This is a genomic window from Bacteroides neonati (assembly GCF_000499785.1).
GTDB lineage: Bacteria > Bacteroidota > Bacteroidia > Bacteroidales > Bacteroidaceae > Bacteroides > Bacteroides neonati.
This window is the reverse complement of sequence record NZ_HG726019.1, coordinates 478,675-503,186: the sequence shown is the minus strand read 5'-3', so window position 1 is coordinate 503,186 and position 24,512 is coordinate 478,675. Positions and strand designations below refer to the sequence as shown.

The 24,512-nt window shown below is 40.6% G+C and carries 32 protein-coding genes; all 32 read right to left on the bottom strand.

Features of this window, described 5'->3' with window-relative positions; translation table 11 throughout:
- Positions 1-18 precede the first annotated feature (18 nt).
- A complete protein-coding gene (gene ykgO / locus TY03_RS21695; protein WP_074434119.1) occupies positions 19-135 on the bottom strand; it encodes a type B 50S ribosomal protein L36 in 117 nt (38 codons plus the stop codon).
- A gap of 8 nt (positions 136-143) precedes the next feature.
- Positions 144-362: a translation initiation factor IF-1 gene (gene infA, locus TY03_RS02035; RefSeq protein ID WP_042366887.1), complete on the bottom strand. Its 219-nt coding sequence runs from the start codon at positions 360-362 to the stop codon at positions 144-146.
- A gap of 1 nt (position 363) precedes the next feature.
- Complete coding sequence (gene map, locus TY03_RS02030; RefSeq protein WP_042366885.1) at positions 364-1,161, bottom strand: type I methionyl aminopeptidase; 798 nt, start codon at positions 1,159-1,161, stop codon at positions 364-366.
- 13 nt (positions 1,162-1,174) lie between these two features.
- Positions 1,175-2,524, bottom strand: coding sequence for a preprotein translocase subunit SecY (gene secY / locus TY03_RS02025; RefSeq protein WP_042366883.1), 1,350 nt, complete (start codon positions 2,522-2,524; stop codon positions 1,175-1,177).
- Between the two features lie 4 nt (positions 2,525-2,528).
- A complete protein-coding gene (gene rplO, locus TY03_RS02020; RefSeq protein WP_042366881.1) occupies positions 2,529-2,975 on the bottom strand; it encodes a 50S ribosomal protein L15 in 447 nt (148 codons plus the stop codon).
- 30 nt (positions 2,976-3,005) lie between these two features.
- The gene (gene rpmD / locus TY03_RS02015) at positions 3,006-3,182 is read right to left on the bottom strand and encodes a 50S ribosomal protein L30 (RefSeq protein ID WP_042366880.1); all 177 of its coding nucleotides are present in this window, start codon (positions 3,180-3,182) and stop codon (positions 3,006-3,008) included.
- Between the two features lie 9 nt (positions 3,183-3,191).
- The gene (gene rpsE, locus TY03_RS02010) at positions 3,192-3,710 is read right to left on the bottom strand and encodes a 30S ribosomal protein S5 (RefSeq protein ID WP_042366878.1); all 519 of its coding nucleotides are present in this window, start codon (positions 3,708-3,710) and stop codon (positions 3,192-3,194) included.
- Positions 3,711-3,715: 5 nt separating this feature from the next.
- Positions 3,716-4,060: a 50S ribosomal protein L18 gene (gene rplR, locus TY03_RS02005; RefSeq protein ID WP_042366876.1), complete on the bottom strand. Its 345-nt coding sequence runs from the start codon at positions 4,058-4,060 to the stop codon at positions 3,716-3,718.
- Positions 4,061-4,082: 22 nt separating this feature from the next.
- Positions 4,083-4,637, bottom strand: coding sequence for a 50S ribosomal protein L6 (rplF, locus tag TY03_RS02000; RefSeq protein ID WP_042366874.1), 555 nt, complete (start codon positions 4,635-4,637; stop codon positions 4,083-4,085).
- A gap of 16 nt (positions 4,638-4,653) precedes the next feature.
- Entirely contained in the window at positions 4,654-5,049 is a 396-nt protein-coding gene (rpsH, locus tag TY03_RS01995; RefSeq protein WP_042366872.1) for a 30S ribosomal protein S8, read from the bottom strand.
- Positions 5,050-5,100: 51 nt separating this feature from the next.
- Complete coding sequence (gene rpsN, locus TY03_RS01990; RefSeq protein WP_042366870.1) at positions 5,101-5,370, bottom strand: 30S ribosomal protein S14; 270 nt, start codon at positions 5,368-5,370, stop codon at positions 5,101-5,103.
- Position 5,371: 1 nt separating this feature from the next.
- Entirely contained in the window at positions 5,372-5,929 is a 558-nt protein-coding gene (rplE, locus tag TY03_RS01985; RefSeq protein WP_042366868.1) for a 50S ribosomal protein L5, read from the bottom strand.
- Between the two features lie 3 nt (positions 5,930-5,932).
- On the bottom strand, positions 5,933-6,250 hold the full coding sequence (gene rplX, locus TY03_RS01980; RefSeq protein ID WP_042366866.1) for a 50S ribosomal protein L24: 318 nt from the start codon (positions 6,248-6,250) through the stop codon (positions 5,933-5,935).
- 20 nt (positions 6,251-6,270) lie between these two features.
- A complete protein-coding gene (gene rplN / locus TY03_RS01975) occupies positions 6,271-6,636 on the bottom strand; it encodes a 50S ribosomal protein L14 (protein WP_042366864.1) in 366 nt (121 codons plus the stop codon).
- 2 nt (positions 6,637-6,638) lie between these two features.
- On the bottom strand, positions 6,639-6,908 hold the full coding sequence (rpsQ, locus tag TY03_RS01970) for a 30S ribosomal protein S17 (protein WP_148335550.1): 270 nt from the start codon (positions 6,906-6,908) through the stop codon (positions 6,639-6,641).
- Entirely contained in the window at positions 6,905-7,102 is a 198-nt protein-coding gene (rpmC, locus tag TY03_RS01965) for a 50S ribosomal protein L29 (protein ID WP_042367285.1), read from the bottom strand. Before rpmC ends, rpsQ begins: the two co-directional genes overlap by 4 nt.
- A 5-nt stretch (positions 7,103-7,107) precedes the next feature.
- The gene (gene rplP / locus TY03_RS01960) at positions 7,108-7,542 is read right to left on the bottom strand and encodes a 50S ribosomal protein L16 (protein ID WP_042366862.1); all 435 of its coding nucleotides are present in this window, start codon (positions 7,540-7,542) and stop codon (positions 7,108-7,110) included.
- 23 nt (positions 7,543-7,565) lie between these two features.
- Entirely contained in the window at positions 7,566-8,303 is a 738-nt protein-coding gene (rpsC, locus tag TY03_RS01955; RefSeq protein ID WP_042366860.1) for a 30S ribosomal protein S3, read from the bottom strand.
- A 5-nt stretch (positions 8,304-8,308) separates the two neighbouring features.
- Positions 8,309-8,719, bottom strand: a complete 411-nt coding sequence (gene rplV / locus TY03_RS01950) for a 50S ribosomal protein L22 (protein WP_042366858.1) — start codon at positions 8,717-8,719, stop codon at positions 8,309-8,311.
- Positions 8,720-8,754: 35 nt separating this feature from the next.
- Positions 8,755-9,024, bottom strand: a complete 270-nt coding sequence (gene rpsS, locus TY03_RS01945; protein ID WP_042366856.1) for a 30S ribosomal protein S19 — start codon at positions 9,022-9,024, stop codon at positions 8,755-8,757.
- A 20-nt stretch (positions 9,025-9,044) separates the two neighbouring features.
- The gene (rplB, locus tag TY03_RS01940; protein WP_042366854.1) at positions 9,045-9,869 is read right to left on the bottom strand and encodes a 50S ribosomal protein L2; all 825 of its coding nucleotides are present in this window, start codon (positions 9,867-9,869) and stop codon (positions 9,045-9,047) included.
- Positions 9,870-9,874: 5 nt separating this feature from the next.
- Entirely contained in the window at positions 9,875-10,165 is a 291-nt protein-coding gene (gene rplW, locus TY03_RS01935; RefSeq protein WP_042366852.1) for a 50S ribosomal protein L23, read from the bottom strand.
- Positions 10,166-10,182: 17 nt separating this feature from the next.
- A complete protein-coding gene (gene rplD, locus TY03_RS01930; RefSeq protein ID WP_042366850.1) occupies positions 10,183-10,809 on the bottom strand; it encodes a 50S ribosomal protein L4 in 627 nt (208 codons plus the stop codon).
- Positions 10,809-11,426, bottom strand: a complete 618-nt coding sequence (gene rplC / locus TY03_RS01925; protein ID WP_042366848.1) for a 50S ribosomal protein L3 — start codon at positions 11,424-11,426, stop codon at positions 10,809-10,811. Before rplC ends, rplD begins: the two co-directional genes overlap by 1 nt.
- A 21-nt stretch (positions 11,427-11,447) precedes the next feature.
- Positions 11,448-11,753: a 30S ribosomal protein S10 gene (gene rpsJ, locus TY03_RS01920; RefSeq protein ID WP_002558075.1), complete on the bottom strand. Its 306-nt coding sequence runs from the start codon at positions 11,751-11,753 to the stop codon at positions 11,448-11,450.
- An 84-nt stretch (positions 11,754-11,837) separates the two neighbouring features.
- Entirely contained in the window at positions 11,838-13,955 is a 2,118-nt protein-coding gene (fusA, locus tag TY03_RS01915; protein ID WP_042366841.1) for an elongation factor G, read from the bottom strand.
- Between the two features lie 50 nt (positions 13,956-14,005).
- A complete protein-coding gene (gene rpsG, locus TY03_RS01910; protein ID WP_042366839.1) occupies positions 14,006-14,482 on the bottom strand; it encodes a 30S ribosomal protein S7 in 477 nt (158 codons plus the stop codon).
- A 141-nt stretch (positions 14,483-14,623) separates the two neighbouring features.
- Complete coding sequence (rpsL, locus tag TY03_RS01905; protein ID WP_042366837.1) at positions 14,624-15,034, bottom strand: 30S ribosomal protein S12; 411 nt, start codon at positions 15,032-15,034, stop codon at positions 14,624-14,626.
- A gap of 252 nt (positions 15,035-15,286) precedes the next feature.
- Positions 15,287-15,592, bottom strand: a complete 306-nt coding sequence (locus tag TY03_RS01900) for a DUF3467 domain-containing protein (RefSeq protein ID WP_042366836.1) — start codon at positions 15,590-15,592, stop codon at positions 15,287-15,289.
- Positions 15,593-15,804: 212 nt separating this feature from the next.
- Complete coding sequence (gene rpoC / locus TY03_RS01895; RefSeq protein ID WP_042366834.1) at positions 15,805-20,088, bottom strand: DNA-directed RNA polymerase subunit beta'; 4,284 nt, start codon at positions 20,086-20,088, stop codon at positions 15,805-15,807.
- Between the two features lie 117 nt (positions 20,089-20,205).
- Complete coding sequence (rpoB, locus tag TY03_RS01890) at positions 20,206-24,018, bottom strand: DNA-directed RNA polymerase subunit beta (RefSeq protein ID WP_042366832.1); 3,813 nt, start codon at positions 24,016-24,018, stop codon at positions 20,206-20,208.
- A 104-nt stretch (positions 24,019-24,122) separates the two neighbouring features.
- Positions 24,123-24,494 carry a 50S ribosomal protein L7/L12 gene (gene rplL, locus TY03_RS01885; RefSeq protein WP_042366830.1) on the bottom strand — a complete coding sequence of 124 codons (372 nt, stop codon included), beginning with the start codon at positions 24,492-24,494 and terminating at the stop codon, positions 24,123-24,125.
- Positions 24,495-24,512 lie beyond the last annotated feature (18 nt).

The following is a 24,512-nucleotide window of genomic DNA, read 5'->3' as shown; positions in this document are numbered from 1 at the left end:
TTTTGCAAAAATAAGAAATTATCCTTGACGTTGTTTAAACTTAGGATTCTTCTTGTTAATAACATACAAACGGCCATTACGTCTAACGATTTTACATTCTGGCGTACGTTTCTTTAATGATGCTCTTACTTTCATATCTATTTTTATTTATATCTAAATACAATTCTTCCTTTCGATAAGTCGTAAGGAGACATTTCGACTCTCACTCTATCTCCCGGCAAAATTTTAATGTAATGCATTCTCATTTTACCAGAAATATGTGCGGTAATCTCATGTCCGTTTTCTAATTCTACGCGAAACATTGCATTAGACAATGCTTCAACTATAACTCCATCTTGTTCTATTGCAGATTGCTTTGCCATATTATATAACTTTATCTCCTAAAACTTCTTCAATGAATTCAAATGATGACAAGATATCGGCTTCGCCCGCTCTCACTGCAATAGTATGCTCAAAGTGCGCTGCATATTTTCGATCTCTTGTTCTCACAGTCCATCCGTCATCTTCCATTATCACCTGTCGGTCACCTTGAGTAATCATAGGTTCAATTGCAATGCACAGACCTTTTTTAAGCAATGTACCATATCCTCTTTTTCCGTAATTCGGAACTTGAGGATCTTCATGCATTTTCTTACCGATGCCATGCCCTACAAATTCCCGTACAACGCCATAAGATTGTGATTCGCAATAGTGCTGAATAGCATAGCCAATATCACCAACCCTTTTACCCTGTACAGCATTTTGAATACCAATGTATAATGCCTCTTTAGTAACCTTCAACAATTTACGGACTTCTTCGTCAACCTCGCCCACGCAAAACGTATAAGCAGAGTCACCACAGAAACCATTCATATAAGTACCACAATCTACAGAAACGATATCCCCTTCTATCAAGACTATGTCTCTCGGAATTCCATGCACCACTTGATCATTGACAGAGGTACAAATTGAACTAGGGAACGGATCTCCATATTGATTTGGAAATCCTTTAAAAGTCGGAACTGCACCATTATCGCGGATGAATTCTTCTGCGACCTTGTCCAGTTCACGAGTGGTAACACCTGGTTTCACTAATTTGGCAACTTCTGCCAACGTTTTTCCTACAAGCAAGTTACTTTGACGAAGCAACTCTATTTCATCTTCAGTTTTCAGAAAGATCATTTCTACTAAAGAATTAATATGCAGCTACACCGCTACCTGCGGTACGTCCTTTGATACGACCAGACTTAAGCAAGCCATCATAGTGTCTCATCAACAAATGACTCTCTACTTGCTGTAATGTATCAAGCACAACACCTACAAGAATTAACAAAGATGTGCCACCGAAGAATTGAGCAAATTCAGCTTTCACTCCAAATACACCAGCAAATGCAGGCATTATAGCGATCAAAGCCAGAAAGAAAGAACCTGGTAAAGTAATACGAGACATAATGTCATCGATATACTCCGCCGTATGCTTTCCAGGTTTAATACCAGGAATGAAACCATTATTTCTCTTCATATCCTCAGCCATCTGAGTGGGGTTGATTGTGATTGCAGTATAGAAATACGTAAAAAGTATGATCATTACTGCAAAAACAAAATTATACCAGAAACTTGTATGATCAGTAAATGCATGAACAAAACTACTCACATTGTTTGTGTTTGAAAAACCAATGAAAGTAATTGGAATAAACATAATTGCTTGCGCAAAAATAATAGGCATAACTCCGGCAGCATTCACTTTAAGCGGAATATACTGTCTCGCACCACCATATTGTTTATTCCCTACAATTTTCTTAGCATATTGTACCGGAATCTTCCGCGTACCTTGAACTAGCAAAATTGCAGCTGCAATTACTAATAGCAAGAATACTATTTCAAATAAGAACATGATCAAACCGCCGGTTTTATCAGTCATACGGGAAATCAACTCCTGAAAAAGTGACTGAGGAAGACGAGCGATAATACCAATCAAGATGATAAATGAAATACCATTACCGATACCTTTATCTGTGATTCTTTCACCAAGCCACAAGATAAACATACTTCCAGCAGCCAGAATAACGGTAGAAGTAACCATGAACAGAGTCCAATCTAATGAAGCATTTAAAGAAGGTCCTGCCTGCATTTTAAGATTGAGCAAATAAGAAGGTGCTTGAACTAGCAGAATAGCAATCGTCAAATAACGAGTATACTGGTTCATTTTTCTTCTGCCGCTCTCTCCTTCCCGTTGTAGCTTCTGGAAATATGGCACTGCAATTCCCAATAACTGGATAACGATAGATGCAGAGATATAAGGCATAATCCCCAATGCGAAAATAGACGCATTAGAGAATGCTCCTCCCGAGAACATGTTTAACAAGGCCAAAAGGCCTTCACTTGTTTGTTGGTGTAATTGTGATAACATTCCGGGGTTGATTCCAGGGAGTACCACATACGACCCAAAACGATAAATCGCGACAAACAATATGGTGATGAGGATCCGTTGTCTTAGATCCTCAATCTTCCATATATTCTTCAATGTTTCAATAGCTTTTCTCATTGAATCAGAGTTTTACTGCATTTCCACCAGCAGCTTCAATAGCAGCAATTGCACTCTTAGAGAATCCATGTGCTTCTACTTCTAGCTTAACTGTTAAGGTTCCGTTACCTAATACTTTTACCAACTGATTTGATGAAACAAATCCTGCTGCAACAAAATCATTAATACCTACTTTAACCAAGCTCTTTGCCTCGGCAAGTTGTTGGATCGTAGTAAGGTTAATGGCTTTATATTCCACACGATTAATATTCTTGAAACCAAATTTGGGTACACGGCGTTGAAGTGGCATCTGACCGCCTTCAAAACCAACTTTCTTAGAGTATCCAGATCTTGATTTAGCTCCTTTATGACCTCTAGTAGAAGTACCACCTAAACCAGAACCAGCACCGCGGCCAATTCTTTTTCTAGTCTTAGTAGATCCTTCTGCGGGTTTTAAATTACTTAAGTTCATATTGTAATTCGTTTTATATTCAACAAATAATTACTTAACAATGGTAACCAAGTGTTTAACCTTATCTACCATCCCAAGAATTGAAGGATTACTTTCGTGCTCAACCACACGGTTCAGTTTATGAAGTCCTAGTGCATCAAGAGTTCTCTTTTGATCAGCCGGAGCACCAATTCTACTTTTAATTTGTTTTATCTTTATAGTTGACATATCTCCTCCTTATCCTCTAAATACTTTTTCAACACTAATTCCTCTGTTTTGAGCAACCATTCTTGCATCACGCATTTCACTTAAAGCCAAAATAGTAGCTTTAACTAAGTTATGCGGATTCGAAGAACCTTTCGATTTGGCCAAAACATCAGTAATACCTACACTCTCCAAAACAGCACGCATAGCACCACCGGCTACTACACCAGTACCATGAGATGCAGGTTTGATGAATACTTCAGCACCACCAAATCTTGCTACTTGCTCGTGAGGAACTGTACCTTTTAACACAGGCACCTTTGTTAGATTTTTCTTAGCCGATTCAACACCTTTAGCAATAGCTGCGGTTACCTCACCTGCTTTTCCAAGTCCCCAACCAATGATTCCCTCTTCGTTACCTACAACAACGATTGCAGAGAAACTAAAAGTTCTACCACCTTTGGTTACCTTAGTAACACGATTGATAGCAACTAATCTATCTTTCAGTTCTATATCGTTAGAAATCTTAACTCTGTTATTAATTCCTGCCATAATGATTAAAAATTAAGTCCACCGTTACGAGCAGCATCAGCTACTTCTTTTACTCTCCCATGATACAAGTAACCATTACGGTCAAATACAACAGTTGTTATACCTGCTTCCTGAGCTTTCTTAGCGATCATTTCTCCTACCTTAGTAGCTTGTTCTTTCTTAGCCAACTTCTCAGTCAGATTAAGTGAAGAGGCAGCAGCCAAAGTTTTACCAGAAAGATCGTCGATAATCTGGACGTATATTTGCTTATTACTTCTAAATACACTCATACGCGGACGTTCAGCAGTTCCTGACAGTTTATTGCGTACTCTATATTTGATCTTAATTCGTCTTTCTATTTTTGTTGTCATAATGATATAAATTTTATATAATTTACTTAGCGCCGGCTGATTTACCAGACTTTCTGCGAATTACCTCGCCAACAAACTTAATACCTTTACCCTTATATGGTTCCGGCTTACGGAAAGAACGTATTTTAGAGCAAACTTGACCGATCAATTGCTTGTCACAAGATTCCAAAATAATAAGAGGATTCTTATTTCTTTCAGACTTTGTTTCTACTTTCACTTCGGGAGGTAACTGAATAAAGATATTGTGTGTATATCCCAATGCTAATTCAATGATATTTCCTTGATTAGAAGCACGGTAACCAACACCGACTAATTCCAGTTCCTTCTTATATCCTTCTGACACGCCCACAACCATGTTGTGAATCAAAGAACGATACAGGCCGTGAAATGCACGTTCCTGTTTCTCATCACTCTGACGGCTCAATACCAATTGTCCATCTTCAATCGCCACGCTAATCAGTGGATTAACATACTGATTCAACTCTCCCTTGGCACCCTTTACTGTAATTACATTATCTTTGAAAGTTACAGTAACACCTGCGGGTATACTAATGGGTAATTTTCCTATTCTTGACATTGCTTATTTCCTCCTATTAATATACATAACACAATACTTCACCACCAATCTTCAGTTCAGCAGCTTCTTTGTTTGTCATTACACCCTTGGAAGTAGATATTATAGCAATACCCAAACCATTAATAACACGCGGCATATCTTTGTAACCAGTATATTGACGCATACCGGGTGAAGATATTCTTTCAAGTTTTTTGATTGCGTTAACTTTGTTAACCGAATCATATTTCAAGGCAACTTTAATAGTGCCTTGAGGACCATCTTCTACAAACTTATAATTAAGAATGTAGCCTTTTTCAAAAAGAATCTTAGTGATTTCTTTTTTCAAATTTGAGGCAGGAACTTCTACTACTCTGTGCTTAGCACTAATTGCGTTCCTTAACCTAGTCAAATAATCTGCTATTGGATCAGTCATATAAAAAATAATTAAATTAATCAGGCCTACCCTGACAATATTTATAAATAGTTACCAGCTTGCTTTTTTAACACCTGGGATCAAGCCGTTAGATGCCATTTCGCGGAACTGAATTCTTGACACGCCAAACTGACGGATATATCCTTTCGGACGACCAGTCAATTTACAACGATTGTGAAGACGTACTGGAGATGAATTTTTAGGCAATGCCTGTAATCCTTCATAATCACCGTCTTTCTTCAGTTGAGCTCTCTTATCTGCATATTTGGCTACTAATTTAGCACGCTTAACTTCGCGTGCTTTCATTGATTCCTTTGCCATATCAGTCTTTTTTAGCGTTTTTAAAAGGTAAACCGAACTCTTTCAACAAAGCATAACCTTCTTCATCTGTCTCTGCAGAAGTTACAAAGGTAATATTCATTCCGAGAATTCTTGTAATACTATCGATATTAATTTCAGGGAAAATAATTTGTTCCTGAATACCAAGGGTATAGTTACCTTTACCATCAAATTTGCTTTCGATACCTTTGAAGTCACGGATACGAGGCAAAGCAACACGAACTAGCTTTTCCAAGAATTCGTACATTCTTTCGCGACGTAGAGTAACCATTACTCCGATAGGCATTTTTTTACGCAACTTAAAGTTAGCTATATCTTTACGGGAAATTGTAGCTACGGCTTTTTGACCAGTAATAGCTGTCATTTCGTTAATTGCCACTTCAATAATCTTCTTATCGGCTACAGCCATACCTAAACCTTGATTGATAACAATCTTCTTAAGTACGGGTGTTTGCATCTTTGAAGAATACTGGAACTGTGACATCAATGCAGGAGCGATGCGCTCTGCATATTCTTTCTTAAGGCTTGCAGTATTACTCATTACTTAAATCTCCTCTCCTGATTTTTTAGAATAACGCACTAAAGTTCCTTCAGAACTTTCTTTTCTTCCAACACGCGTCGCTTTACCAGTTTTTGGATCAACCGGATTCAAGTTTGACAAGTGGATAGAAGCTTCTTGCTTCACGATACCACCTTGTGGGTTCTTTGCATTAGGTTTTGTGCTTTTAGATACCATATTGATACCTTCAACTATTGCACGACCATCTTTAACTAGAACCTTTAATACGCGACCAGTTTTACCTTTGTCTTCGCCAGCATTTACGTATACTGTATCGCCTTTTTTAATATGTAATTTGCTCATTACTTAAATCTATTACAAAATTAAAGTACCTCAGGCGCAAGTGACACAACTTTCATGTTCGTAGCACGAAGTTCTCTTGCTACGGGACCGAAAATACGACTACCTCTAATCTCGCCTGCACCGTTCAACAGAACGCAAGCGTTATCATCAAAACGTATATAAGAACCGTCTGGACGACGAATTTCTTTCTTAGTACGTACGATCAAAGCTTTTGACACTGCACCTTTTTTAATATCACTAGAAGGGATGACGCTCTTTACAGAAACGACAATAACATCCCCCACTGAAGCATAACGACGACCTGTACCACCCAATACACGGATGCACAGAGCTTCTTTTGCTCCACTGTTGTCACATACTGTAAGTCTGGATTCTGCTTGTATCATAATTACTTAGCTCTTTCGATTATTTCTACTAATCTCCATCTTTTGGTTTTGCTCAAAGGACGAGTTTCCATGATGTGTACAGTATCACCGATATTGCACTCATTCTTTTCATCATGAGCATGGTACTTCTTCGTTTTACTAACGAACTTACCATATATAGGGTGTTTTTCCTTGAACTTTGCAGCAACGGTAATGGTCTTATCCATTTTGTTGCTCAGCACAACCCCTGTTCTCTCTTTTCTTAAATTTCTTGCTTCCATCAAGCTAATCATTTATTGTTAAGTTCTCTTTGGCGCAATTCTGTTCTCATACGCGCAATAGTCCTACGTAATTGTTTAATTAACGCAGGATTTTCCAAAGGAGAAATAGAATGGTTGATAACCATTTGGTTGTAATTAACCACTTCTGCCTCTACTCTCTCTACTAAATCATTAGTAGACATCTCTTTTATTTCTGCAATTTTCATAAACATCACGCATTTTGATTTTGAACATCGTAGTCACGTCTAACGATAAATTTCGTTGTGATAGGCAGTTTTTGCGCAGCTAAACGCAAAGCCTCTTTAGCGATTTCGTAAGACACTCCTTCTACTTCAATGATAATTCTTCCTGGCGTAATTGGGGCAACAAATCCTTCCGGATTACCTTTACCCTTACCCATACGTACTTCAGCAGGCTTCTTTGTGATAGGTTTATCAGGGAAAATGCGGATCCAAATTTGTCCTTGACGTTGCATATATCTTGTAACAGCAATACGTGCTGCTTCAATCTGTCTACCCGTAATCCACTTGTATTGCAGAGCCTTAATACCAAAAGAACCAAAAGCAAGCTGATTGCCTCTCTGGGCATTGCCTTTCATGCGGCCCTTTTGTTGTCTTCTGAATTTTGTCTTTTTCGGTTGTAACATAGTTTCCTAAAATTCAAATTCGTTTAGCGATTATTTTTCTTTCTTTTGAAGTTCTTTCCGCCGCCGTTGTTTCCACCATTGTTGTTTCCACGACCGCTGTCTTTGCTTTGAGTAAAGTTCGGAGCCAATTCTCTCTTACCAAACACTTCACCTCTACAAATCCAAACTTTAATACCGAGAAGACCTACCTTCGTCAATGCTTCTGCATGACAATAGTCGATATCTGCTCTAAAAGTATGTAACGGAGTTCTTCCTTCCTTATACATTTCAGAACGAGCCATTTCTGCTCCATTCAAACGTCCTGAAATCTGAATTTTGATACCTTCAGCACCCATACGCATAGTATTTGCGATAGCCATTTTAATGGCGCGGCGATAGGCAATTTTCCCTTCTACCTGGCGAGCGATGTTGTTTGCAACAATAACTGCATCCAGTTCCGGTCTCTTCACTTCAAAGATATTGATTTGAATATCTTTGTCAGTGACCTTTTTCAACTCTTCTTTTAACTTATCAACTTCTTGGCCACCTTTACCGATAATGATACCCGGACGTGCAGTACAAACAGTAATAGTAACGAGTTTCAATGTACGTTCAATTACTATTCTTGATACACTTGCCTTTGCAAGTCTTGCATTAAGATATTTACGGATCTTGCTATCTTCCAGCAAAGAGTCACCGTAATCATTTCCACCATACCAGTTAGAATCCCATCCTCTGATAATTCCTAAACGGTTGCTTATTGGATTAACTTTTTGTCCCATCTACCTTAATTTTGTTCTTCGTTATTACTCTTAGAATCAACGAACAGCGTCACGTGATTTGAACGTTTGCGAATTCTGTAACCTCTTCCCTGTGGAGCCGGTCTCATTCTCTTGAGTGAAGCACCACCATCAACAAAAATCTTAGTTACAAACAATTCACCGCTTTCGGCCTTCCGCTCGTTCTTCTGTTCCCAGTTAGCAATTGCAGAGCGCAATAACTTTTCCACTCTTGCAGCAGCCTCTTTTGAAGAAAACTTCAAAACGCCAAGTGCTCTGTTCACTTCCATCCCGCGAATCATGTCTGCCACAAGACGCATTTTACGAGGGGAAGTAGGAACATTTTGCAATTTAGCAAAATACATGGTTTTAAGGGCTTCCTTTCTTTGATCAGCCGATATTTTTTTTCTTGCTCCCATTATATTTATTACTTTATTATTTCAGATAAATCCTGTTATCTTTTCTTATTACCACCGTGTCCTCTGAAAGTACGAGTAGGTGAGAACTCACCCAACTTGTGACCTACCATATTTTCGGTAACATAAACAGGAATAAATTTATTTCCATTGTGAACTGCAACTGTATGGCCTACAAAATCAGGCGAAATCATTGAAGCTCTGGCCCAAGTCTTAACAACAACTTTCTTACCAACTTCATTCATGGCAAGAACTTTCTTCTCAAGCTTTACGTTAATATATGGACCTTTTTTTAATGAACGACTCATAGTTTACTCAATTAATCAGATTACTTTTTTCTTCTCTCAATAATGTACTTAGACGATTGCTTCTTAGGAGCTCTTGTCTTAAGTCCCTTAGCGTACAATCCCTTACGAGATCTAGGATGACCTCCGGAAGCACGTCCTTCACCACCACCCATCGGGTGATCGACAGGGTTCATAACAACACCACGAACACGAGGACGACGACCCTGCCAACGAGAACGACCAGCTTTACCTGAGCATTCCAATGCGTGATCCGAATTACCTACACTACCGATAGTAGCTTTACATGTGCTAAGTATCTGTCTCACTTCACCTGAAGGCAATTTGATAACACAGTATCTACCTTCTCTTGAAGTCAACTGAGCGAAATTACCTGCTGAACGTACCAAAGCTGCGCCTTGTCCCGGACGTAATTCAATATTATGAATTACAGTACCAACAGGAATATTCTGAAGAGGAAGTGCATTACCAATCTCTGGTGCTGCATTTTCACCTGACATCAAAGTCACACCAACTTGCAATCCATTGGGAGCAATAATATATCTTTTTTCTCCGTCTGCATAAAACAACAAAGCGATACGAGCCGAACGATTCGGATCATATTCAATTGTTTTCACTACTGCTGGAACACCGTCTTTATTTCTCTTGAAATCAACAATTCTAATCACCTTTCTCTGGCCGCCACCAATGTAGCGCATCGTCATCTTACCTTCGCTATTGCGACCGCCTGATGATTTCTTACCATATACAAGAGACTTTTCTGGTACCGATGCAGTAATTTCCTCAAAAGTACCAATAATTTTATGTCTTTGCCCCGGTGTTGTGGGCTTAAATTTACGTACTGCCATTTTTTTTAAATATTGCTATAAAAATCAATAGTATCTCCTTCTTTCAACGTCACCACAGCTTTCTTAAAAGCGTTGGTTCTACCATTGATGATACCTGCTTTCGTATAGCGGCTTTTGTTTTTGCCGGCATACTTCATTGTATTCACATCAACGACCGTAACATTGTAGAGGGCTTCAACTTCACTCTTAATTTCCAACTTATTAGCTTCAGGGCGTACGATAAAGCCAAAGCGATTCAGCTTATCTGTTATCGCAGTCATCTTCTCTGTCACCAACGGTTTAATAATAATTCCCATTACTTAAGCCTCCTTCTTTAAATTAAGATATTGTCAATAGCCGAAAGAGCGCTCTCAGTAAACACAAGAACTCCAGCATTCAATACTCTATAAGTATTCAATCCAGAGACCGTCTGTACAGTAGCACGCTCAACATTACGAGCCGACAAATATACGTTTTTATTTGCTTCTGGTAAAATCATAAGCAGCTTTTTATCAGAAACTTTAAGATTTTTTGTCATTGCAATAAACTCTTTCGTCTTTGGAGCTTCTAAGTTGAAGTCTTCCACTACGATAATAGCACTGCTTTGAGCCTTATAAGACAAAGCTGACTTACGAGCCAATGCCTTTACTTTTTTATTCAACTTAAAGAAGTAATCTCTTGGCTTAGGACCAAATACGCGTGCACCACCTACAAGTACCGGTGAATTCATATCACCTCTACGAGCACCGCCGCCGCCTTTTTGACGACCAATCTTACGAGTTGAGCCGCTAATTTCACTTCTCTCTTTTGACTTATGTGTTCCTTGACGCTGGTTAGCCATGAACTGTTTTACGTCCAAGTAAATTGCGTGGTCGTTGGGTTCAATTCCAAAGATAGATTCGTTTAACGCAATCTTTCTCCCAGTGTCCTCACCTTTAATGTTATATACGTTAACTTCCATTATTTCTCAATTATTACGATTGAACCTTTGCAACCCGGTACAGAACCCTTAATCAAAAGAAGGTTATGCTCCGCAATTACTTTTAATATCTGCAAGTTTTGAACAGTAACTCTGTCGCCACCCATTTGTCCGCCCATGCGCATGCCCTTGAATACCTTTGCGGGGTAAGAACAAGCACCGATAGAACCTGGTTTACGAAGACGGTTATGTTGACCGTGAGTTGCTTGACCCACACCACCAAAGCCATGTCTTTTAACTACACCTTGGAAACCTTTACCTTTAGAAGTTCCGACAACGTCAACGAATTCTACGCCATCAAACATTTCAACAGTAATGGTATCTCCCAGATTCAATTCACTTTCAAATTCTTTGAACTCGGCCAAGTGTCTCTTGGGTGCTACTCCAGCTCTTTTGAAGTGACCAAGCAACGGTTTAGTTGTGTGTTTTTCCTTTTTATCTTGGAAACCCAACTGAACAGCTGTATAGCCATCTTTCTCTACAGTTTTTACCTGAGTAACAACACAAGGACCTGCTTCGATAACAGTGCATGGTACATTTTTACCCTCGGCACTGAAAACGGATGTCATTCCGATTTTTTTTCCTAATAATCCTGGCATTTCACTAATTTTTTAATAATACTAAACTTTAATTTCTACTTCTACACCACTTGGCAATTCAAGCTTCATCAAAGCATCTACTGTCTTTGCAGTCGAGCTATAGATGTCGATCAGTCTCTTATAAGAAGACAGTTCGAACTGCTCACGCGATTTCTTGTTTACGAAAGTTGAACGATTCACAGTGAAAATACGCTTATGCGTAGGAAGAGGAATCGGTCCGCTAACGATAGCACCCGTAGCTTTTACGGTTCTTACAATCTTCTCAGCTGATTTATCAACCAAGTTGTGGTCATAAGATTTCAGTTTAATTCTGATTTTCTGACTCATTGTCTTTTGTTAATTAATAAATAGATAATATATAAGATAAAGCGGCAGGCTAAGAGTCATTCGCTAGCCTGCTGCTTTCAATCTTTAAAGTAAATCAGCACGTCCCTTTACTTCATCCAAAACTGCTTTCGCAATTGATGAAGAAACCTGAGCGTGGTGAGAGTAAGTCATAGATGATGTTGCACGTCCTGAAGAGATGGTACGCAACGATGTTACATAACCAAACATTTCAGCCAACGGAACCATTGCCTTAACAATACGAGCACCCGAACGGCTTGACTCCATACCTTCAACTTGTCCGCGACGCTTGTTCAAGTCACCAATCACGTCACCCATGTTTTCCTCCGGAGTAACAACCTCCAGTTTCATTACGGGCTCCATCAATACAGGACCTGCCTTAGCACAAGCACTCTTATAAGCCATTTGAGCACAAATCTCAAACGAAAGCTGATCAGAGTCAACCGGGTGGAATGAACCATCAACCAGCGTTACTTTCAGCGAATCGAGGGGATAACCTGCCAAAACACCATTCTTGATAGCTGCAGTGAAACCTTTTTGAACTGCAGGGATAAATTCCTTAGGAATATTACCACCCTTCACTTCATCAATAAATTGCAAGCCACCTTCTTTGAAAGATTCATCAACAGGACCAACGTTTACGATAATATCAGCAAACTTACCACGTCCACCCGATTGTTTCTTATAAACCTCGCGAAGATTAACAGTCTTAGTAATAGCTTCTTTGTAGTTAACCTGAGGCTTACCTTGGTTACATTCTACTTTAAACTCACGTTTCAGACGGTCAATAATGATATCAAGATGAAGCTCACCCATACCCGAAATAACTGTTTGACCAGTTTGTTCGTCAGATTTCACTGTAAACGTAGGATCCTCTTCGGCAAGCTTAGCCAAACCGATAGAGAGCTTATCCATATCCTTTTGAGTCTTCGGCTCAACTGCGATACCGATAACGGTTTCAGGGAAGTCAATTGACTCAAGAATGATTGGTGCACTCTCATCACAAAGAGTATCACCTGTATGAATATCTTTAAAACCGACACCAGCACCGATATCACCAGCACCAATTACCTCAACAGGGTTCTGCTTATTTGAATGCATCTGGAACAAGCGAGATACACGCTCTTTCTTTCCAGAACGAGAGTTATAAATATAAGAACCTGCTTCGATCTTACCTGAGTAAACACGGAAGAAAGTCAAACGACCCACATAAGGGTCAGTAGCGATCTTAAACGCCAATGCAGAAGTCTTTTCCTCTTCGCTAGGTTTACGATCTTCTTCAGCTCCGGTATCAGGGTTTGTACCGATAACGTTTTCTGTATCCAAAGGCGAAGGCAACAATGCACAAACATAGTCTAGCAAAGTTTGTACACCCTTGTTCTTAAACGAAGAACCACACAACATGGGTACGATAGCCATTTGAACTGTAGCAGCGCGAAGAGCTCTCATGATTTCCTCTTCAGTGATAGTAGAAGGATCTTCGAAGAATTTCTCCATCAACGAGTCGTCAAAATCAGCTACTTTTTCAAGCAGATTATCTCTCCACTCCTGTGCTTCATCCATCAAGTTAGCAGGAATTTCTTCCACATCATACGCAGCACCCATTGTTTCATCATGCCACAAAATGGCCTTCATCTGAATCAGGTCAACTACACCTTTGAATGTTTCTTCAGCTCCAATAGGAATAACTACAGGACAAGGATTTGCACCCAAAACAGTCTTCATTTGGCTTACAACATCGAAGAAGTTAGCACCAGAGCGGTCCATTTTGTTTACGTATGCAATACGTGGTACGTTGTATTTATCAGCTTGACGCCACACAGTCTCAGACTGAGGCTCAACGCCACCTACTGCACAATAAGCAGCAACAGCACCGTCAAGAACACGCAAAGAACGCTCTACTTCAGCAGTGAAGTCAACGTGTCCCGGAGTATCAATCAAGTTAATCTTGTAAGTTTCATCAGCATACTTCCATCTGGTAGTTGTAGCAGCAGAAGTGATCGTAATACCACGTTCCTGCTCCTGCGCCATCCAGTCCATTGTTGCAGCACCATCATGTACCTCACCAATCTTGTGAGTCAATCCGGTATAGAACAAAATACGTTCAGAAGTAGTTGTTTTTCCAGCATCAATGTGGGCCATGATACCGATATTGCGGGTCAAATGTAAATCTTGTTTAGCCATTTTATTCTTTTACTTTAAGTTTTTAATCTAATAGGTTAGTCTTAACTGTATTAGAATCTAAAATGAGCAAATGCACGGTTAGCTTCTGCCATTCTATGCATATCTTCTTTACGTTTGAAAGAACCGCCTTGTTCGTTATAAGCATCAAGGATCTCTGCAGCAAGTTTATCAGCCATTGACTTTCCACCTCTCTTGCGAGCATATAAAATCAAGTTCTTCATTGATACAGACTCTTTGCGATCCGGACGGATTTCAGTAGGAACCTGAAAAGTAGCTCCACCTACACGGCGAGACTTAACTTCTACTTGCGGAGTAATGTTATCCAAAGCTTTTTTCCAGATTTCCAATGATGACTTCTCTTCGTTAGGAAGTTTAGCCTTTACTGTCTCCAAAGCGGCATAAAAGATCTCATAAGAAGTATTCTTTTTACCATCGTACATCAAGTGGTTTACAAATTTAGAAACCTTTTGATCATTAAATACGGGATCCGGAAGGATAACGCGTTTTTTGGGTTTTGCTTTTCTCATTTGTTTGAAAAATAATGTTTTTTGTTTCTGGGTTGCATTTTGTCTACTTCAACTCTCCCTCCGGAGTGTTTACTCAACCTTTAAGCTTTTCCAACAAACTAAAACGAATTAGTTACTTAAAATTCGGCTTATCGCCAGTTCTTACTTTTTCTTTCCTTTTACCGGTGCAGCTGCTTGACCTGGCTTAGGACGCTTAGCTCCGTACTTAGAACGTCTTTGAGTACGACCTGCTACGCCTGCAGTATCAAGAGTACCACGAACGATATGGTAGCGAACACCTGGAAGGTCTTTCACACGACCACCACGTACAAGTACGATTGAGTGCTCCTGCAAGTTATGACCTTCTCCCGGGATGTAAGAGTTTACTTCCTTTTGGTTAGTCAAACGCACACGAGCTACTTTACGCATTGCTGAGTTAGGTTTCTTAGGAGTGGTTGTATACACTCTCACACAAACGCCACGTCTTTGAGGACATGAATCCAAGGCGGGAGACTTGCTCTTCTCCACCAGTACCTCGCGCCCTTTTCTTACTAATTGCTGAATTGTAGGCATTTCAATTGTTTTTAATTTATATTATTGTTATATTAATTTCGTAACTATACATTTTGGGCTGCAAAAATACGAATAATATTTGAATAATCAATGCACTACCTCTTTTTTTTGATTTTTAAGTCTTTCTTTGTTACTATATTCAAATAGCCTAAAGCATCGGTTTTAAAAATTAAAAATGTATAAGAATACTCTGCTCAAACATTCTTGACACGCATATGCGAGACACCAATAGACACCCGAAATTCGGCTTTATCAGGCTTCTCCCTGTGCAGTCATTGTCACCATAGGCTGATCTTCCAAAAGGCGCACCGGACCAAATACACGTTCATATTTGGTGATATTTTCCTCCAAAGCTCGCAACAGCCTCTTGGCATGTTCCGGAGCCAAAATAATACGAGACTGCACATTGGCCTTAGGCATTCCCGGCATTACTTTAATAAAATCAAGTATAAACTCTGAGCTTGAATGAGTAATTATAGCCAAGTTGGCATAAGTACCCTGAGCAACTTCTTCTTTCAATTCTATCTGCAGCTGAGCATCGATGTTCTGATTTTCCATTTTATAATAAATTTAATAATAAAAAGATATAATAAACAAATGATACAAAGATATCGATTTAGATTTGTCTTAGCAATCAGATGATATAAAAAGAGTGACTTTTATCAATATGGTAGAAAACAATATTTCCCCAAAGACAGATACTAAGCAACGAAAAAGCGGCTGAACGTTAAAGTCCAGCCGCTTTCCTAAGTATAATCAATAAAGATATATTATTCTACCTCATTGTAGTCAAGTACGGTCTTCTTGTTCGCCAAGATTCTATCATACTCTTCTTTTGACCCAACAATGATCTTTTCGTATTCGCGCTGACCTGTACCTGCAGGAATCAAGTGACCGCAAATTACGTTTTCCTTCATACCTTCGAGGCGATCGACTTTACCATTGATTGCAGCCTCATTAAGCACCTTGGTTGTTTCCTGGAAGGAAGCAGCCGACATGAAGCTTGAAGTTTGCAGAGCTGCACGTGTAATACCTTGCAGGATCTGAGTTGAAGTTGCCGCAATGGCATCACGTACCTCAACAGGTTTCAAGTCACGACGCTTGAGCATACTATTCTCATCGCGCAGTCTACGAGCTGTAACAATCTGTCCGGGTTGCAAGTTAGGAGAGTCTCCGGCATCCACCACGACTTTCTTACCCCAGATACGATCATTCTCATCCATGAAGTCAAGTTTATCCACTACTTGTTGTTCCAAGAAGCGAGTATCACCCGGTTCATCAATAGTTACCTTACGCATCATCTGACGCACAATGATTTCGAAATGCTTATCGTTAATCTTCACACCCTGCAAGCGATATACATCCTGAACTTCATTCACGATATATTCCTGTACAGCCGTAGGACCTTTAATCGCCAAAATATCAGCAGGTGTCGTAGCACCATCCGATAAAGGAGTACCCGCACGGACATAATCGTTTTCTTGCACCAGGATCTGCTTAGATAATGCAACAAGGTATTTCTTCACCTCACCGGTTTTAGACGTAACGACAATCTCACGATTACCACGCTTGATCTTGCCCATTGTAACCTCACCGTCAATTTCCGATACAACAGCCGGATTAGAAGGATTACGAGCTTCGAACAGCTCAGTAACACGAGGAAGACCACCGGTGATATCACCTGCTTTACCAACAGCACGTGGAATCTTCACAATAACCTCACCGGCTTTCACCTTCTGGCCATTATCAATTACAACGTGTCCGCCTACCGGCAAGTTATAGGTACGAATTAAGCCGCCATCTTCAGCAAGGATATGCAAAGCAGGCAATTTCGTTTTATCTTTTGATTCAATAATGATGATTTCACGAAGTCCGGTAGTTTCATCCGATTCAACTTTGTAGGTTACATTTTCAATGACACCTTCAAACTCGATCTTACCTGTAGCCTCCGTTATAATAACAGCATTAAATGGATCCCATTTGGCAATTAGCTTTCCTTTCTCAACAACTTCACCATCGGATACATATAATGTAGAACCATAAGGCACATTGTGAGTTGAAAGAACAATTCCTGTATTCACATCGACAAAGCGTACTTCGGCCAAACGACCTACTACAACTTTGGCAGATTCTCCTGTTTCGTCTACAATATCAACTGTACGAAGTTCTTCAAATTCCAGTCGTGCATTGTTCTTGGCATGAATACTTGCATTGGCTGCAATATTAGCAGCCGTACCACCGGCATGGAACGTACGAAGTGTCAACTGTGTACCTGGCTCACCAATAGACTGAGCAGCAATCACACCAACGGCTTCACCTCTTTGAACCATGTGGTTTGTAGCCAAATTACGTCCGTAACATTTTGCACAAACACCTTTCTTTGACTCACAGGTCAATACCGAACGAATTTCAACGCTCTCGATTGGAGAGTCAGTGATCTTCCTAGCAATGTCTTCCGTAATTTCATTACCACCCGAAACCAGCAATTCGCCCGTTTGCGGATGAATAATATCGTGTACCGACACACGTCCTAAGATACGCTCGTATAAAGTAGCAATAATCTCATCATTGTTCTTTAAATCCGTACATACCAAACCACGCAATGTACCACAATCCTCTTCATTAATGATCACATCGTGTGAAACATCGACAAGACGACGCGTCAAATACCCGGCATCGGCAGTCTTCAATGCTGTATCCGCCAAACCTTTACGAGCACCGTGGGTAGAGATAAAGTACTCTAGCACCGAAAGACCCTCCTTAAAGTTCGACAAGATAGGATTCTCAATAATCTGTCCGCCCTCTGCACCTGCTTTCTGAGGCTTGGCCATCAAACCACGCATACCAGACAGCTGACGAATTTGTTCTTTAGAACCACGAGCACCCGAATCAAGCATCATATAAACAGAGTTAAACCCTTGATCGTCTGTCGAGATAGTCTTCATTAGAATATTAGACAGCTCAGAGTTTACGTGTGTCCAGATATCAATAACCTGATTATAACGTTCATTATTGGTAATGAAACCCATGTTATAATTGCTGATAACCTGCTCAACCTCGTCATAACCTCTTTGTACAAGAGCTTCTTTCTCTTTTGGGATAATAATATCACCTAAGTTGAACGACAAGCCACCTTCGAATGCAGTTTTGTATCCAAGATTCTTGATTCCATCAAGGAAGTCGGCTGTTTTAGCAACACCACACACCTTGATAACATCACTAATAATATCACGAAGTGATTTCTTTGAGATGACCGTGTTGATATAGCCTGCTTCGGGAGGAACAATCTCATTTACGATCACGCGTCCCACAGAGGTTTCACGCATCACGTCCACAATATTACCCTCTTCATCCAAGTCCTTCACAATCACTTTCACCGGAGCGTGAATATCTACTTTGCCTTCATTATAGGCAATCATAGCCTCTTCGGGGCCGTAGAAAGTCAATCCTTCGCCCTTAGCACCTTTACGCAGCTTGGTTATGTAATACAATCCAAGCACCATATCCTGTGAAGGAACAGTGATGGGCGCTCCATTAGCGGGGTTCAATATATTATGAGAAGCCAGCATCAACATCTGCGCTTCAAGAACAGCTTCATTACTCAAAGGCAAGTGAACAGCCATTTGGTCACCATCAAAGTCGGCATTGAAAGCCGTACATGCGAGTGGGTGCAATTGAATAGCTTTACCTTCGATCATTTTGGGTTGGAAAGCCTGAATACCTAAACGGTGAAGCGTCGGTGCACGGTTAAGCAACACCGGATGTCCCTTCATTACGTGTTCAAGGATATCCCAAATAACGGGTTCTTTGCGATCAACGATTTTCTTTGCCGATTTTACCGTTTTTACAATACCGCGTTCGATCAACTTACGGATAATAAATGGCTTGTACAGCTCAGCCGCCATCAATTTAGGAATACCACATTCATGCATGCGCAATTCCGGTCCTACAACAATTACCGAACGAGCCGAATAATCGACACGCTTTCCAAGTAAGTTCTGACGGAAACGTCCTTGCTTACCTTTCAAGCTATCAGACAATGATTTCAAAGGGCGATTGGCATCAGTCTTTACTGCACTTGACTTACGTGAGTTATCAAACAATGAATCGACAGATTCCTGAAGCATACGTTTTTCATTACGTAGAATTACTTCGGGAGCCTTAATCTCAATGAGTCTCTTCAAACGGTTGTTGCGAATAATCACACGACGGTAAAGGTCATTCAAGTCAGAGGTAGCAAAACGACCACCATCCAACGGAACCAACGGACGTAGTTCAGGCGGAATAACCGGTACGATACGTACAATCATCCATTCAGGCTTGTTGCGACCGCGCGATGCACGGAACGACTCCACTACCTGCAGACGTTTTAAGGCTTCATTTTTACGTTGCTGTGAGGCATCATTTCCTGCACGATGACGCAAAGTATATGAAAGTGCATCCAAATCCAAACGCGACAACAAGTCGTATATGGCTTCGGCACCCATCTTAGCAATAAACTTATTCGGATCGGTATCATCCAACAGTTGATTCTCGCGTGGAAGCGTATCCAAAATATCGAGATACTCCTCTTCAGAGAGTAAATCAAATTCGGCTACACCATCTTCGGCCTTTACACCAGGCTGAATCACTACGTAGCGTTCGTAGTAAATGATCGAATCAAGCTTCTTGGTAGGCAGACCTAACAGATAACCGATTTTATTAGGAAGCGAACGGAAATACCAGATGTGAGCCACTGGCACAACAAGCTGTATATGTCCCATACGTTCGCGACGTACCTTCTTTTCAGTAACCTCTACACCGCAACGGTCGCAGACGATACCTTTATAACGGATACGTTTATATTTACCGCAATGGCATTCGTAATCCTTGATGGGACCAAAAATACGCTCACAGAACAAACCGTCGCGTTCGGGTTTGTATGTGCGGTAATTGATAGTTTCAGGCTTCAATACTTCACCACTCGAATTCTCAAGGATTTCCTCCGGAGAAGCCAAACCGATTGAGATTTTCGAGAAATTACTCTTCGTTTTATTTTCTTTTCTAAAAGCCATACTTTTGTATAATTGAAAATTGAAAATTGAAAATTACAAATCAAAACCGAAGATTGAGAACTGAAAATCAGAAATATCTCATTCCTAATTTTCAGTTCTCAACACTCAATTTTATAATTATTCCAGGTTGATACTCAATCCCAAGCCTCTCAATTCGTGCAACAACACGTTTAGAGATTCCGGAATACCAGGAGCTGGCATCGGTTCGCCTTTCACGATAGCTTCGTAAGCTTTCGAGCGACCTACTACGTCGTCCGACTTAATTGTCAGAATCTCCTGAAGAATATGAGAAGCACCAAAACCTTCCAGTGCCCAAACCTCCATCTCTCCAAAACGCTGACCACCAAACTGGGCTTTACCACCCAATGGCTGTTGAGTAATCAATGAGTATGGCCCGATAGAACGTGCATGCATCTTATCCTCGACCATGTGACCAAGTTTAAGCATATAAGTAATACCTACGGTTGCCGGTTGGTCGAATTGCTCACCTGTACCTCCATCACAAAGGTAAGTCTTACAATAGCGAGGCAAACCTGCTTTGTCGGTCCACTCAGATAGGTCGTCCAAAGTGGCACCATCAAAAATCGGTGTAGCAAATTTCACACCAAGTGTTTTACCTGCACGTCCAAGAACAGCTTCGAAAATCTGTCCGATATTCATACGCGAGGGTACACCCAGCGGATTCAGCACAATATCAACCGGCGTTCCATCTTCAAGGAACGGCATATCTTCTGCACGGACAACACGAGATACAATACCCTTATTACCGTGGCGACCTGCCATCTTATCTCCAACACCAATCTTACGTTTCTTAGCGATATATACTTTAGCCATCTGAATGATACCGGAAGGAAGTTCATCACCAATGGTGATAGCAAACTTCTTACGTTTCAATTCAGCATCGAGCTCTTTGTATTTCTTGATAAAGTTCAGTACCAAATCACGAATCATCGTATTTGTACGATCGTCATTTGTCCAATTACTTAGCTGAATAGAGGTGAAATCAAGTGTATCAAAGTCAGAAACACTAAATCTGGCTCCCTTGGCAATTACATCGGCTCCTAAATAGTCTTTCACTCCTTGCGAAGTTTTACCTTCGGTCAAAGTCATTAACTTTTTAACCAGAATTGTCTTAAGATCAGCTATCTTATTTTCAAATTCGTCATCAATCTTCGGAAGCAAGGCTTTGTCGGCCAATTTTGAGCTACGGTTCTTGATTACACGTGAAAATAATTTCTTATCAATGATCACACCCTTCAATGATGGAGAAGCTTTCAACGAAGCATCTTTTACATCACCTGCTTTGTCACCAAAGATTGCACGTAGCAATTTTTCTTCTGGTGATGGGTCTGATTCACCTTTAGGAGTAATCTTACCAATCAGGATATCTCCCGGCTCGATACGTGCTCCAATGCGAACGATACCATTCTCATCGAGGTCACGGGTTGCCTCTTCGCTTACGTTTGGAATATCAGAAGTCAACTCTTCCATACCACGCTTGGTTTCACGAACCTCAAGCGAATACTCTTCCACATGAATAGAGGTTAGCAAGTCCTCACGAACCACTCGTTCGTTCAGTACGATAGCATCCTCATAGTTGTAACCTTTCCAAGGCATGTAAGCAACAAGCAAGTTCTTACCCAGTGCCAACTCTCCCTTTTCGGTAGAATAACCCTCAGTCAAGATATCCCCTTTCTTCACGCGCTGACCCTTTTCACAAGTAGGACGAAGGTCGATCGTCATGTTCTGGTTAGTCTTACGGAACTTCGGTATATTATATTCTTTAACAGCCGATTCGAAGCTTACAAACTCTTCGTCTTCGCTACGGTCGTATAAAATACGGATAGTAGTTGCATCCACAAATTCAATTACACCGTCGCCTTCGGCAGCTATCTGAGTACGTGAGTCGCGAACCAATTGGCGCTCGATACCTGTACCCACAATAGGCGCTTCGCTTCTCAGCAGAGGAACAGCCTGGCGCATCATGTTCGATCCCATCAATGCACGGTTAGCATCGTCATGCTCCAAGAAAGGAATCAAAGAAGCAGCGATCGAAGCAATTTGCTGAGGAGCCACGTCCATTAACTCCACTTCGCCCGGTTCTACCACTGGATAGTCGGCATCCTGACGTGCTTTTACTTTATTACGAATAAAAGTACCATCGTCATTTAATGGAGCATTACCTTGCGCAATGATTTTTGCCTCTTCTTCTTCGGCAGTCAGGTAAATCAAACCGTTATCCGACAAATCAACACGAGCTTCACTTACCTTGCGATAGGGAGTCTCGATAAATCCTAATTCGTTGATTTTAGCAAAAACACACAAAGAAGAGATCAAACCGATGTTAGGTCCTTCAGGCGTTTCAATCGGACAAAGACGACCATAGTGCGTATAGTGAACGTCACGAACCTCAAAGCCGGCACGTTCACGAGAAAGACCACCGGGTCCGAGGGCAGACATTCTACGCTTATGCGTAATCTCGGCCAGCGGATTCGTTTGATCCATGAATTGTGATAAAGCATTTGTTCCGAAGAAAGAATTAATGACCGAAGAAATTGTCTTCGCATTAATCAAATCAATCGGAGTAAAGACTTCATTGTCGCGAACATTCATACGTTCACGAATAGTACGCGACATACGAGCCAAACCAACAGCAAACTGATTAGATAGCTGCTCGCCAACTGTACGCACACGACGGTTACTTAAGTGGTCAATATCATCTACATCGGCTTTCGAGTTAATCAACTCGATCAGATATTTGATGATCTCAATGATATCTTCTTTTGTTAAAACGCGTACGCCCATATCGGTCGTAAGGTTCAACTTTTTATTGATACGATAACGGCCTACATTACCTAAGTCGTATCTTTTTTCAGAGAAGAACAGGTTGTTGATAACCTCACGAGCACTTGCATCATCGGCCGGATCAGCATTACGCAGCTGACGGTAGATGTAGAGAACAGCTTCTTTCTCTGAGTTACTCGGGTCTTTCTGAAGTGTATTATATATGATCGAATAGTCAGACTGGTTCGGTTCATTTTTATGAATCAGAATATTCTGAACACCCGATTCGATAATTTCATTGATATGCTCTTCTTCGATGACAGTCTCACGGTCAATAATGACCTCATTACGCTCGATAGAAACCACCTCACCGGTGTCTTCATCAACAAAATCTTCAATCCAGGTTTTCAGGACACGGGCAGCCAATTTCCGACCGACTACTTTCTTAAGATTGGTTTTATTAACCTTCACATCTTCTGCAAGGTTAAATATCTCAAGGATGTCTTTATCGTTCTCAAAGCCGATGGCTCTAAGCAACGTAGTTACAGGCAATTTCTTCTTACGGTCAATGTATGCGTACATCACATTATTGATGTCGGTAGCAAACTCGATCCACGATCCCTTAAATGGGATAATACGTGCCGAGTACAATTTGGTACCATTTGCATGAACACTTTGCCCAAAGAATACACCTGGAGAACGATGAAGTTGAGATACAACTACACGCTCAGCTCCATTGATGACAAAAGTGGCTTTTTCTGTCATGTAAGGAATCGGACCCAAGAATACATCCTGAATTACCGTATCAAAATCCTCATGATCCGGATCGGTACAGTACAATTTGAGTTTGGCTTTCAATGGGACACTATAAGTAAGCCCACGCTCTATACAATCGTCGATGGTATAACGCGGCGGATCAATATAATAGTCCAAAAACTCAAGAACAAAATTGTTTCTTGTGTCAGCAATAGGGAAGTTTTCAGCAAACACTTTATACAATCCCTCGTTCTTACGCTTTTCGGGCGGCGTGTCTAATTGTAGAAAGTCTTGGAATGACTTCAATTGTACTTCCAGAAAATCCGGATATTCCAGCGGATTCTTAGTCGAAGCAAAATTAACTCTTTGATTTACAGTATTTGAAGACATCTGTCAATGAATTTGAAGAACTTAATTTTAAATATATACACAAAAAGGTTAAGAATCCTCTTGCGAAGGATTCTTAACCGAATCACCTGATTACCAGGCTAATGTTATTTAAGCTCAACTTCAGCTCCAGCTTCTTCCAATGTTTTCTTCAATGATTCTGCTTCGTCTTTAGCCAAACCTTCTTTTACTACGCTAGGTGCACCGTCTACCATGTCCTTAGCTTCTTTCAAACCAAGACCACAAGCTTCTTTCACGGCTTTAACAACCTGAAGTTTAGCAGCGCCAGCGCTCTTCAACACTACGTCGAAAGAAGATTTCTCTTCAGCAGCAGCAGCTGCAGGGCCAGCAGCAGCTACAGCTACAGCTGCAGCAGCAGGTTCAATACCATATTCGTCTTTAAGGATAGTTGCAAGTTCATTAACTTCTTTTACTGTCAAGTTAACTAATTGTTCTGCAAAAGCTTTCAAATCTGCCATTTTTGTATGATTTTAATG

Excerpts from the sequence above, each read along its gene's own strand:
- rplW (WP_042366852.1), bottom strand. The coding sequence starts at position 10,165 with ATGGGAATTATTATTAAACCGTTGGTGACAGAGAAGATGACTGCGATA.
- rplD (WP_042366850.1), bottom strand. The coding sequence starts at position 10,809 with ATGGAAGTTAACGTATATAACATTAAAGGTGAGGACACTGGGAGAAAG.
- rpsH (WP_042366872.1), bottom strand. The coding sequence starts at position 5,049 with ATGACTGATCCAATAGCAGATTATTTGACTAGGTTAAGGAACGCAATT.
- rpsE (WP_042366878.1), bottom strand. The coding sequence starts at position 3,710 with ATGGCAGGAATTAATAACAGAGTTAAGATTTCTAACGATATAGAACTG.
- rpsS (WP_042366856.1), bottom strand. The coding sequence starts at position 9,024 with ATGAGTCGTTCATTAAAAAAAGGTCCATATATTAACGTAAAGCTTGAG.
- rplR (WP_042366876.1), bottom strand. The coding sequence starts at position 4,060 with ATGACAACAAAAATAGAAAGACGAATTAAGATCAAATATAGAGTACGC.
- rplL (WP_042366830.1), bottom strand. The coding sequence starts at position 24,494 with ATGGCAGATTTGAAAGCTTTTGCAGAACAATTAGTTAACTTGACAGTA.
- rpsC (WP_042366860.1), bottom strand. The coding sequence starts at position 8,303 with ATGGGACAAAAAGTTAATCCAATAAGCAACCGTTTAGGAATTATCAGA.
- rplX (WP_042366866.1), bottom strand. The coding sequence starts at position 6,250 with ATGAGCAAATTACATATTAAAAAAGGCGATACAGTATACGTAAATGCT.
- rplF (WP_042366874.1), bottom strand. The coding sequence starts at position 4,637 with ATGTCAAGAATAGGAAAATTACCCATTAGTATACCCGCAGGTGTTACT.
- rplP (WP_042366862.1), bottom strand. The coding sequence starts at position 7,542 with ATGTTACAACCGAAAAAGACAAAATTCAGAAGACAACAAAAGGGCCGC.
- rpsJ (WP_002558075.1), bottom strand. The coding sequence starts at position 11,753 with ATGAGTCAGAAAATCAGAATTAAACTGAAATCTTATGACCACAACTTG.
- secY (WP_042366883.1), bottom strand. The coding sequence starts at position 2,524 with ATGAGAAAAGCTATTGAAACATTGAAGAATATATGGAAGATTGAGGAT.
- rpmD (WP_042366880.1), bottom strand. The coding sequence starts at position 3,182 with ATGTCAACTATAAAGATAAAACAAATTAAAAGTAGAATTGGTGCTCCG.
- rplO (WP_042366881.1), bottom strand. The coding sequence starts at position 2,975 with ATGAACTTAAGTAATTTAAAACCCGCAGAAGGATCTACTAAGACTAGA.
- rpoC (WP_042366834.1), bottom strand. The coding sequence starts at position 20,088 with ATGGCTTTTAGAAAAGAAAATAAAACGAAGAGTAATTTCTCGAAAATC.
- infA (WP_042366887.1), bottom strand. The coding sequence starts at position 362 with ATGGCAAAGCAATCTGCAATAGAACAAGATGGAGTTATAGTTGAAGCA.
- ykgO (WP_074434119.1), bottom strand. The coding sequence starts at position 135 with ATGAAAGTAAGAGCATCATTAAAGAAACGTACGCCAGAATGTAAAATC.
- rplN (WP_042366864.1), bottom strand. The coding sequence starts at position 6,636 with ATGATACAAGCAGAATCCAGACTTACAGTATGTGACAACAGTGGAGCA.
- rplC (WP_042366848.1), bottom strand. The coding sequence starts at position 11,426 with ATGCCAGGATTATTAGGAAAAAAAATCGGAATGACATCCGTTTTCAGT.
- rplB (WP_042366854.1), bottom strand. The coding sequence starts at position 9,869 with ATGGCAGTACGTAAATTTAAGCCCACAACACCGGGGCAAAGACATAAA.
- rpsL (WP_042366837.1), bottom strand. The coding sequence starts at position 15,034 with ATGCCTACAATTCAGCAATTAGTAAGAAAAGGGCGCGAGGTACTGGTG.
- rpoB (WP_042366832.1), bottom strand. The coding sequence starts at position 24,018 with ATGTCTTCAAATACTGTAAATCAAAGAGTTAATTTTGCTTCGACTAAG.
- map (WP_042366885.1), bottom strand. The coding sequence starts at position 1,161 with ATGATCTTTCTGAAAACTGAAGATGAAATAGAGTTGCTTCGTCAAAGT.
- TY03_RS01900 (WP_042366836.1), bottom strand. The coding sequence starts at position 15,592 with ATGGAAAATCAGAACATCGATGCTCAGCTGCAGATAGAATTGAAAGAA.
- rpsG (WP_042366839.1), bottom strand. The coding sequence starts at position 14,482 with ATGAGAAAAGCAAAACCCAAAAAACGCGTTATCCTTCCGGATCCCGTA.
- rplE (WP_042366868.1), bottom strand. The coding sequence starts at position 5,929 with ATGAGTAATACTGCAAGCCTTAAGAAAGAATATGCAGAGCGCATCGCT.
- rpmC (WP_042367285.1), bottom strand. The coding sequence starts at position 7,102 with ATGAAAATTGCAGAAATAAAAGAGATGTCTACTAATGATTTAGTAGAG.
- fusA (WP_042366841.1), bottom strand. The coding sequence starts at position 13,955 with ATGGCTAAACAAGATTTACATTTGACCCGCAATATCGGTATCATGGCC.
- rplV (WP_042366858.1), bottom strand. The coding sequence starts at position 8,719 with ATGGGAGCAAGAAAAAAAATATCGGCTGATCAAAGAAAGGAAGCCCTT.
- rpsN (WP_042366870.1), bottom strand. The coding sequence starts at position 5,370 with ATGGCAAAGGAATCAATGAAAGCACGCGAAGTTAAGCGTGCTAAATTA.
- rpsQ (WP_148335550.1), bottom strand. The coding sequence starts at position 6,908 with ATGATTAGCTTGATGGAAGCAAGAAATTTAAGAAAAGAGAGAACAGGG.